Source organism: Streptomyces doebereineriae (assembly GCF_031845645.1).
Classification (GTDB): domain Bacteria; phylum Actinomycetota; class Actinomycetes; order Streptomycetales; family Streptomycetaceae; genus Streptomyces; species Streptomyces canus.
This window is the reverse complement of sequence record NZ_JAVREZ010000059.1, coordinates 1-844: the sequence shown is the minus strand read 5'-3', so window position 1 is coordinate 844 and position 844 is coordinate 1. Positions and strand designations below refer to the sequence as shown.

The 844-nt window shown below is 72.4% G+C and carries 1 protein-coding gene; it reads left to right on the top strand.

Annotation, left to right across the window (positions count from 1 at the left end; genetic code table 11):
- Positions 1-5 precede the first annotated feature (5 nt).
- Positions 6-844 (top strand): electron transfer flavoprotein subunit alpha/FixB family protein (locus RNB18_RS50675; RefSeq protein ID WP_311720883.1); only part of this gene is annotated, 839 nt, incomplete at its 3' end.

Sequence of the window (844 nt, the reverse complement as noted above, 5' to 3'; positions counted from 1 at the left end):
TTCCCATGGCTGAAGTTCTCGTCTATGTCGATCACGTGGACGGTGCCGTCCGCAAGCCCACCCTGGAGCTGCTGACCCTGGCCCGCCGTATCGGCGAGCCGGTCGCCGTCGCGCTCGGCGCGGGTGCCGGTGACACCGCTGCCGTCCTGGGCGAGCACGGCGCCGTCAAGGTCCTCACCCACGACGCCTCCGAGTACGCCGACTACCTGGTCGTCCCGAAGGTCGACGCGCTGCAGGCCGCGGTCGCCGAAGTGTCGCCGGCCGCCGTGCTGGTGCCGTCCTCCGCCGAGGGCAAGGAGATCGCCGCCCGCCTGGCGCTGCGCATCGGCTCCGGCATCATCACCGACGCCGTCGACCTGGAAGCCGGCGACGCCGGTCCGGTGGCCACCCAGTCGGTGTTCGCCGCCTCCTTCACCACCAAGTCCCGCATCTCCAAGGGCACCCCGGTCATCACCGTCAAGCCCAACTCCGCCGCCGTGGAGGCCGCCCCGGCCGACGGCGCGGTCTCGGAGCTGTCCGTGACGTTCTCCGCGCAGGCCACCGGCACCAAGGTCACCGGCCGTACCCCGCGCGAGTCGACCGGGCGCCCGGAGCTGACCGAGGCCGCGATCGTGGTCTCCGGCGGCCGCGGCGTCAACGGCTCCGAGAACTTCGCCATCATCGAGGCTCTCGCCGACTCCCTCGGCGCGGCCGTGGGCGCCTCCCGCGCCGCGGTGGACGCGGGCTGGTACCCGCACACCAACCAGGTCGGCCAGACCGGCAAGAGTGTCTCGCCGCAGCTGTACATCGCCAACGGCATCTCCGGCGCGATCCAGCACCGCGCCGGCATGCAGACCTCCAAGAC